Here is an 8367-nt window from a genome sequence, read left to right as displayed (position 1 = left end):
CTTCCTGAACTCCTCCGGATACGGAGACTTGCGTCCCACCTGGACATCCCTCCCTGGACCATCAAGATCCATTGTCAGGGTGTCCACTCCAAAGGAGCAGCCTCACGCCCGGCGTTCACCCGCTGCCGATGTCGCCGAACCCGGCGAGAAACTCCGCCAGGCGCCGGCGCTGGCGCATCTCTTCGGCGAGCTGCCGCGCGAGCAGCGCGCGGTCGATGTGGGGCTCTACGGCGTCAAGGACCAGGCGCCGAAGCTCGGCGGGATCGAGGGCTTCAACTTCCCACTGGACCGGCCGGTCCAGGTCGAATCCGTAGCAGCGGGCGAAGGCCGGCCAACGCGGATGCCGCTTCCCGCTGGCTACGCCAGTACACCAGCCATCACCGGCCCGGCGGCTGGACACCTGTCAGAGCCAAATGAACCTGATACGGGGGCCCGAAAGGTGAAGAAGGCCATGCAGTCGGGGCACCCCGGACCGGGGTGCCCCGTTCTGCGTATAGAAAAGCACACCTGACAGCACTTGCCCCGCCGGATAACCGGCGAGGCAAATGATCAGGCCCCGAATTCGCCACGGCATCGCGGCAAGGGTGCCGGGGCCCGGTGCTAACGGCGGGGCTGGGCGTCCAGCACCTGCTGGAGCGCCTCGAACTCCTCGACGCACTTGCCCGAGCCGAGTGCCACCGAGTCCAGGGGGGCCTCGGCGATGTGAATGGGCATACCGGTCTCGCGGCGAAGGCGCTCATCAAGGCCGCGGAGCAGGGCGCCACCGCCGGTGAGGACGATGCCGCGGTCCATGAGATCGCTCGCCAGTTCCGGCGGGCACTTGTCGAGAGTGGTCATCACGGCGTCGACGATCGCGTTGACGGGTTCCTCAATAGCCTTACGGACCTCGGCGGCGGAGATGAGGACGGTCTTGGGGAGGCCGGAGACCAGGTCGCGGCCGCGGATCTCGGTGCGCTCGTCCGTGTCGAGGGCGTACGCGGAACCGATGGTGATCTTGAGGTTCTCGGCGGTCCGCTCTCCGAGAAGGAAGCTGTACTCCTTCTTGATGTGCTGGATGATCGCGGCGTCGAGCTCGTCGCCGCCGACCCGGATGGACTGTGCCGTGACGATTCCTCCGAGCGAGATCACGGCAACCTCGGTGGTGCCGCCGCCGATGTCCACCACCATGGTGCCGGTGGCCTCGTGGACCGGCAGACCGGAGCCGATGGCTGCCGCCATCGGCTCCTCGATGATGTGCACCCTGCGGGCGCCGGCCAGCTTCGACGCCTCGATGACCGCGCGGCGCTCAACGCCAGTGATACCGGAGGGCACACACACGACGATGCGCGGGCGGGCCGCCCAGCCACGCTTGTGGACCTTGAGGATGAAGTAACGGAGCATCCGCTCGGTGATCTCGAAGTCGGCGATCACGCCGTCCTTCAGCGGGCGGACCGCCACGATGTTCCCGGGCGTGCGGCCGATCATCCTCTTGGCCTCACAGCCCACCGCGAGGATGCCGCCGGTATTGGTGTTGGTAGCGACGACGGACGGCTCGTTGAGGACGATCCCCCGACCCCTGACGTACACCAGCGTGTTGGCGGTCCCCAGATCTACAGCCATGTCACGGCCGATGAACGACATAAATTCCCTTGTTTCCCATGAAGATGCATCAGGCCTTCCTGAAAAAAACCTTGACAGCTTTTCAGGTCGGTAAGGACAGCACTGCGACGCGAAGAATTCCACCGTAATGCCGCCAGCACAGACACACGAACCGTCCCACCTCAAAAAGAGTAACGACGGCAACGAATCAGCCTTCCAACCCGACTTCAGCCGGGAGCCGCGGTGGGCGAGTTTGCGGTGCGAGCGGTCGACACCGCCCCAGTCCTCGGCAAGCTTGACAATCGCCTGGCGTTCGAAATCCAGCAGCGCGTGCACCGCGACGTCCGGGCCCGCAGCCGCGTCCTGGAGCCGTCCAGCGGTGCGGCGTTGCTGCCGGCCCAGTGGTCGCCTCCGCCAGCTTCCGCCCCCGTATAGCGGTGCTCCAGGGCCTGCGCTCGCATGATGAACGACTCGTGGAGCAGCTTGCCTCCCGCGCGCTCACCAGCGGGCAGCGCAAGGTGCACGTCCGGCGCGATGAGGAGGGGCGATCGTCGGGGCCGGCGACGAGGGCGAGGACCAGGAGCAGGAGCAGGACGACACGCAGGCCGGTGGTGGGAGAGGCGCTGTACTCGCCAGTGTGCTGGTCAAAGCCTGACACCCCCTCCCCTCAGGGGAGCAGACCAGAACCCTCGCAAGAACAGCGCGTCGCAGCACTAGTGATCGGGGTGCTCCTGGGGAGCCTGGGCGGCCCCAAGACCGGCGACGGCGGCATGGTCGTGAACATCAAGAGAGCGGTCTTCAAGCGCAACAGGTTCCACGGATGAAGGCCAGTCGACCTGCCCGTCTGCGTACTCGCGTCACGCGCACCGACGGCGCGTGCGTGGCCGGCCGATGAGACGCCGCGGCCGCAGGCATCGGAACCCGGCCGCCCCGGAGCACGCACCTCCCCCTCCCAGAGCGCAACTGACAGACGAAGGAGCACCACCATCATGACGCATCCGTACGCCGGGCCATTATCGCCGTCGCCGAGGCCCTGACTGAGGGCGTCGGCCTGACGACGGTCCCGATCGGCGCCGCCATCGGCGACGGGTGGCGTTCTTCTTCAAGCAGTGGGGGCGGCCACACGCCGAAGGCGGGCGGCCGCCCCCTTGAAGGCCGGACCCGGGACCAGATGCCGCTGCCGGCCGCCGTTTAGGCCGACAGGCTGATCGGTGGCTCCACGATCATCTTGTACAGGGGGCTGCCTCTGCCGGTCGTGGGCGTACCGCAGGCCATGAGGGCTCCGGGTGGCGAATACCAAGTGGTAGACGGGCTCCTGGCCGTTGCGGCAGGGACAGGTCAGAGAGAAGGGCTCACTCCTACTTCCATATCTCCTGCACCCACTCGGGGTGGTCTATGAACGGGTTCCGGTTGTGCTGGAACTTCTCGAAGATGGTCTGGTTGCGCTTCTTCTCGAAGTCGTCCGGCGGATCCTGCTTGCTCCACTCCTTCAGCACGGACAGGCGACCGATGTGCGGCGCGGAACCGTTGTCGACGTTGTCGTTGGGTTCGAGGTCGGCGAAACCGTCGCCGCCGTCGTAGCGGACGGCCATGTACAGGATCATGCGGGCGACGTCGCCCTTGACCGCGTCGCGGGGCTCGAACGAGTCGCCGTCGGTGCGATTGCCCGGGGCCTCCTGGACCTCGTCCCCGCCGACGTCGAAGTCCTTGTTCCCGCGCGTGCTGTTGACGGTCACGTCCGTGGGGCGCAGGTGGTGAATGTCGGTGCCGGGGCCGACGTCGGTGCCGAAGTCGCCGTGGGACTTGGCCCAGACGTGTTCGCGGTTCCAGTCGTCGTTTCCGGTCCCGTTGCTGCCCTTGCTCTGCGAGCGGCCGGTGTAAAGGAGGATCACGTTCGACGGGTTCGCTGGGTCCTCGTCAGTGTCCTTCAGCGCGTCCCAGACCTGCTCGTAGCCGAGTTTGGTCTGGTCGCTGACGATGGTGTGCAGGGCCTTTTTCAGTTCCGGGCCGGTCTTTCCCAACGCGTCCTTGTAGTACGTGTCGTCGTACGCGCCCACCGCGCCGGCGGTCCGTCCGGCAGTTGGAGTGGGGGGATTCTGGGTGGCCATCGCGGCGGCGGGGGCGGCGATTCCGGTCACGGCTACGGCGACGACGGCCAGGCGCCACGGTTTACGGCGCTTGAGGCGGTGGGTGGACATGGTGTGGGGGGTGTCCTCTCCCTGATCGGGCGACCGGCGGCGCAGCTCTCGTACGCGCCGACGCAAAACAACAGTTTTTCGAACAGAGAGCCTTCCATGCCGTCGCTCCCCCCGCGTGGACAGGCTGCGCCCATCGTGTGCCGACACCGTGAACACCGTGGAAGCGCAGCCCTGTACCCCGCCGGCAGCTGGCCAATCCTCTGTTGCGGCGATGCGTAACAGCACCGGACAGAGAGGGAGTTGGCCCGCGAACGCCCTTGATGCTCGCGCAACTGTTCCCCATAATCGCTATGCGCTTTGCGAACTCATCCCCCACTGGGTTCGGACGCACGACTGCGTGCTGCCATGACACAACGGCCGTGCGCGGGTGCACTGCCATGCCGTCGTCGGCGTGGCGCGCCGATTCTCGTGGGCCGGGTTCGGGACGCGTATCCCCCCACGAGAGGAAGTCTGTTGACGAACCACCTCAAGCACCTCAAGCGCGCCACCGCGGCAGGTGCCGCCGCCCTCGCGGCCTTCAGCATCCAGCCCGGCGCGGCCCACGCCGCCGCTCCTGGTGCCAAAACGATCCTCCCACCGTCGCGATACGGGTACTGACCGGACCAGGCGGGCAGGGCAAGACCCGCCTAGCCCGCCGCCTCACCGACCTCCTCGGCCGCTACGGCTGGGTCACCGGGCATCTGCGTTCCGACCTCACCGACCACGACACCCCGCCTGACTTCACCCCCCTGACCACCGCCCTGCCCCTGCTGATCGTCGTCGACTACGCCGAGACCCGCCCCCGCCTGCTGCGCCGCCTGATTACCCACTTGCACCGCTCCCGCCACCGTGTGCGGCTGCTGCTGCTTGCCCGCTCCGACGGAGAATGGCGCACCGACCCACTCAACGCCGCCCCCGCCGTACGCAGACTGCTCGCCGCCGCACCGGTCACCGGCCTCGGCCCGCTCAGCGAGCCCGACCGCTACTGGGGCTCCCTGCAGCCTGACCGCATTGCCGAATACCACGCCTCCCGCACCCTCCTCGAAGGCGGCATCCCGCTGCCGGCTCTGCTTGCCGCCGCCGGCCCTGGGCAGCAGGCCCAGCTCATCACCGTCCTGGCCCGCGCCGCTGTCGCCCACTACAACACCGAACGCACCCCCCATGCCGTCCACGTCCTTCGCGCGCTGGATACCGCCCTTGAAGGCGCCCCCCTCGCCTATCAGGCGGTCCGAAACGCCTTAGCCGCGCTCCCTTATCCATCCCACATCCTCGCCCCCCTTGCCCTGCGACTCAGCGCCGCCTTCGCCCTGGCCGACCAGCAACTGGCGCATGACTATCCGGGCGCCCTTGAAGCCGACCTCGCCAACTCCCTGTCCCATCTCGGTGTCCGGCTCGGGGATGTGGGACGCCGAAGCGAGGCCCTGACTGCCACCGAACAGGCGGTGGAAATCTATCGTCGGCTCGCTGCCGACAACCCGGCCGTCTACGAACCCGACCTCGCTGCCTCGCTGTCCAACCTCGGCGTCGAGCTTGGGAAGGTAGGGCGTCGCGGCGAGTCCCTGAGCGCCACCGAAGTCGCGGTAGAGATCTATTACCGGCTCGCGGCCGACAACCCGGCCGCCTACAGAGCCAACCTCGCACACTCACTGCACAACCTCGGCACCGCCCTGGCGGAGGTGGGGCGTCGCGGCGAGTCCCTGAGCGCCACCGAAGTCGCAGTGGAGATCTATTACCGGCTCGCGGCCGACAACCCGGCCGCCTACAAATTCAACCTCGCTGCCTCACTGTCCAGTCTCGGCGTCCGGCTTGGGGAGGCGGGGCGCCACGGCGAGGCCTTGAGCGCCACCGAACAGGCGGTGGAAATTCGGCGTCGGCTCGCGGCCGACAACCCGGCTGCCTACGAACCCGACCTCGCTGCCTCGCTGTCCAACCTCGGCATCCACCTGAAGGGGGTGGGGCGCCGTGGCGAGGCCCTGGCCGCTGAGCAGGAGGCGGTGGAAATTCGGCGTCGGCTCGCGGCCGACAACCCGGCCGCCTACGAACCCGACCTCGCACGTTCGCTGTCCAACCTCGGCATCCGTCTGGGACAGGTGGAGCACCAGGGCGAGGCCCTGACTGTCACCGAAGAGGCGGTGGAAATCTATCGTCGGCTCGCTGCCGACAACCCGGCCGCCTACGAACCCGACCTCGCCCACGCGCTGTTCAGCCTCGGCGTCCAGCATGGGGTCGCGCGGCGCCGCGGCGAGGCCCTGACCGTCACCGAAGAGGCGGTGGAAATCTATCGTCGGCTCGCGGCGGACACTCCCGCCGCCTACGAACCCGATCTTGCCTTTTCGCTGTCTTCCTTGGCCACTCTCCTGGCAGTGGGAGGCGATCTTTCCGGGGCACTGCGCGTGACTGGGAAGGCTGTGGATCTCTACCGCGGTCACGTTGGCAAAATGCCCTCCGTGCTTCCGCAGCTTCATGTCGTACTTACCCTGCAGGCAGATCTACTTGAGGATCTAGGGCATGAAGGGGATGCGGAGACGGTTCGTCACTGGCTCAGTGGAAATTCGCTCCCGCCCGATGCTCTCTGAACTTCACGCACCGTCTGTCCACACGCGTCCTCCGCGGATTCACGGAACTGCGGCCAGAACCATTTTCACGAATCCCCATCACGGGTGCGGGGAGCAGCCGAACGTGCGGACGTCGGACAGGTCCCACGGGGGACCATCCCCGCGGGTGCGGGGACCAGAGCTGTACGGCGGTGGACGGTGTCACCGGCTGGGGACTATCCCCGCGGGTGCGGGGAGCAGGACGGCAGCCCGTTCGAGCTCACCCTCGACGGGGGACCATCCCCGCGGGTGCGGGGAGCAGTGTCAACGGACACTGCTGTATCCGTGTGAGCGGACATTTGCCATCCTTCTGGGCGGACAGTTGATCTCCCTGTCCGGTGTGCCGATTGATCCCCGGTTTGGTCTAACCGTTCAGCCTGTTGGGGTGGGTCTCGTGGGGTGGCCTGGGTGCGCTCGGCCTCGGTAGTGTCCCGGGGTATGGGAGCCGATCTTGAAGGTGGGTTGGGCTGTGGTTGAGTTGCGCGCGTTCACCCTTGCGGACGCTGGTGTGATCGTGTCGTGGATATCCGGGCCTGCCGAGCTGTTGACGTGGGCTGGTCCCGGGTTCACCTGGCCGTTGGATGATCCGCAACTCGCCGCCTATGTGGTGGAGCCGGGGCGCCGGACCTGGATGGGAGTCGGTCCGGACGGCCAGCTCGTGGGGCATGCGTCGCTGCGGCTGGACGCTGATGGCCTGTCTGCCAGGCTCGGGCGGGTGCTCGTCGCCCCGGATGCCCGGGGTCAGGGATACGGGGCCGCGTTGCTGACTCACGTGCTGACGTTCGCTTTCGCTCAACTGGGCCTGGAGCGAGTGGAGCTTGGGGTCTTCGCCCACAACGGCAACGCGGTGCGGCTTTACGAACGCCTCGGGTTCCGCGTGGACCAGGTGCTTCCCGACGTGGAACGAGTGTACGGGCAGTCCTGTTCCGCGCTGCAGATGAGCCTGGCGAAAGCAAACTGGTCCGCAGGCGTCGGATAGAGGGGGCCGGGGCCCTGGTAGTACCGGTTCACGCGCTCAATGAGACGACGCCTTGGCCGGTGGTGGCCTGGGTCAGCCGCAGGCTGGAGCCTTCGGTGAGGACGATGTGCGCGTGGTGCAGGAGCCGGTCGACGGCGGCGGTGGCCAGCGTCTTGGGCATGATCGAATCGAAGCCTGAGGGGTGCAGGTTCGAGGTGACGATTACCGACCGGCGTTCGTAGGCGGCGTCGATGACTCGGTAGAACGCCTCGGCGGCGGCCTGCCCGGACGGAAGCATGCCGATGTCGTCACCGACGATGAGGTCGCACCGGGTAATCTTCGCGACGGCCTTGGCGACGGTGTTGTCGACGGTTGCCCGGCCCAGGTGAGCGGTCAGCGATTCCAGCGTGAACCAGCAGACCTTCATGCCTTCGTCGATCGCTTTGTTCGCGAGGGCCTCGGCGAGGTGGCTCTTCCCCGTGCCGGAGGGCCCGGCAACCGCCAAGTTCTCCGCCCGGGAGATCCACTCCAGCGTCATCAGCGCGTGCTGGGTCGGCGCCGGGATCGAGGAATCCGTTTCCCGCCAGGAGTCGAAGGTCTTCCCGTACGGGAGTTGGGCGAGCCGGCGGTGGTTGCGGCGGGTGGCCTCGTCCCGGCCCTTGATCTCTTCCTCCAGCAGAATCCGGACCACCTCGGCCGGGTCCCAGCGTTGTGCTCTCGCGGTCGCGAGGACGTCGGGGGCGGCCTTACGCAGGTACGGAAACCTCATCCGCTTCAGGACGGTCTCCAGCTCGGCGGAGATCGGCGGCGGCGCCGGCGACGGAGGAACCGGGGACGGGGCTGGAACGATCTCGGGCGGATCGGCAACAGCGGTGGTCATCATCAACTGCCTTTCTGCGGTGCACTGTTCGGGCTTGCCGGTCCCGGGGGGGGGGGGGGGCCCGGGGGGGGGGGGGGGGGGGCCGCGGGCGGCCGGGGGGGGGGGGGGGCGCCCCCCGGGGGCCGCCGCGCGGGGGGGGCACCCACGCCCGGAGGTAGCGCGCCGCCCCCACGCGGATGG

At 67.8% G+C, this 8367-nt stretch carries 8 protein-coding genes, 1 pseudogene and 1 CRISPR repeat array; of the genes and pseudogenes, 4 read left to right on the top strand and 5 right to left on the bottom strand.

Annotated elements, in window-relative coordinates; translation table 11 throughout:
* Positions 1–115: 115 nt before the first annotated feature.
* Entirely contained in the window at positions 116–400 is a 285-nt protein-coding gene (locus tag AB0D12_RS40640) for a hypothetical protein (protein ID WP_362694974.1), read from the bottom strand.
* 200 nt (positions 401–600) lie between these two features.
* Positions 601–1620 (bottom strand): rod shape-determining protein, encoded by a 1020-nt coding sequence (locus AB0D12_RS40635; RefSeq protein ID WP_362694971.1) that lies wholly within the window; start codon positions 1618–1620, stop codon positions 601–603.
* Positions 1621–1979: 359 nt separating this feature from the next.
* On the opposite strand from AB0D12_RS40635, the pseudogene AB0D12_RS40630 reads away from it, so the two are divergent.
* A pseudogene (locus tag AB0D12_RS40630) lies at positions 1980–2179 on the top strand (helicase); the annotation flags it as partial.
* Between the two features lie 757 nt (positions 2180–2936).
* On the opposite strand, the gene AB0D12_RS40625 reads toward AB0D12_RS40630, so the two are convergent.
* The gene (locus AB0D12_RS40625) at positions 2937–3776 is read right to left on the bottom strand and encodes an endonuclease (protein ID WP_362694968.1); all 840 of its coding nucleotides are present in this window, start codon (positions 3774–3776) and stop codon (positions 2937–2939) included.
* Between the two features lie 453 nt (positions 3777–4229).
* Here AB0D12_RS40625 and AB0D12_RS40620 point away from each other — a divergent pair, with 453 nt between their 5' ends.
* Positions 4230–4373, top strand: coding sequence for a hypothetical protein (locus AB0D12_RS40620; RefSeq protein WP_362694965.1), 144 nt, complete (start codon positions 4230–4232; stop codon positions 4371–4373).
* Positions 4374–4402: 29 nt separating this feature from the next.
* Here AB0D12_RS40620 and AB0D12_RS40615 read toward each other — a convergent pair whose 3' ends face one another.
* Entirely contained in the window at positions 4403–4585 is a 183-nt protein-coding gene (locus AB0D12_RS40615; protein WP_362694962.1) for a hypothetical protein, read from the bottom strand.
* A gap of 21 nt (positions 4586–4606) precedes the next feature.
* Between AB0D12_RS40615 and AB0D12_RS40610 the strand changes: the two genes are divergently transcribed.
* Together AB0D12_RS40610 and AB0D12_RS40605 are read left to right on the top strand one after the other, a co-directional pair.
* On the top strand, positions 4607–6331 hold the full coding sequence (locus AB0D12_RS40610; protein WP_362694959.1) for a tetratricopeptide repeat protein: 1725 nt from the start codon (positions 4607–4609) through the stop codon (positions 6329–6331).
* Between the two features lie 67 nt (positions 6332–6398).
* Positions 6399–6611: a CRISPR direct-repeat array (repeat unit 30 nt; unit sequence GGGGACTATCCCCGCGGGTGCGGGGAGCAG).
* Positions 6612–6818: 207 nt separating this feature from the next.
* Complete coding sequence (locus tag AB0D12_RS40605) at positions 6819–7328, top strand: GNAT family protein (protein ID WP_362694956.1); 510 nt, start codon at positions 6819–6821, stop codon at positions 7326–7328.
* Positions 7329–7356: 28 nt separating this feature from the next.
* Here AB0D12_RS40605 and istB read toward each other — a convergent pair whose 3' ends face one another.
* Positions 7357–8190, bottom strand: coding sequence for an IS21-like element helper ATPase IstB (gene istB / locus AB0D12_RS40600; RefSeq protein ID WP_362694953.1), 834 nt, complete (start codon positions 8188–8190; stop codon positions 7357–7359).
* Positions 8191–8367 lie beyond the last annotated feature (177 nt).

This window comes from Streptomyces sp. NPDC048479, assembly GCF_040651435.1.
Taxonomy (GTDB): domain Bacteria; phylum Actinomycetota; class Actinomycetes; order Streptomycetales; family Streptomycetaceae; genus Streptomyces.
This window is presented reverse-complemented; position numbering and strand designations above follow the sequence as displayed.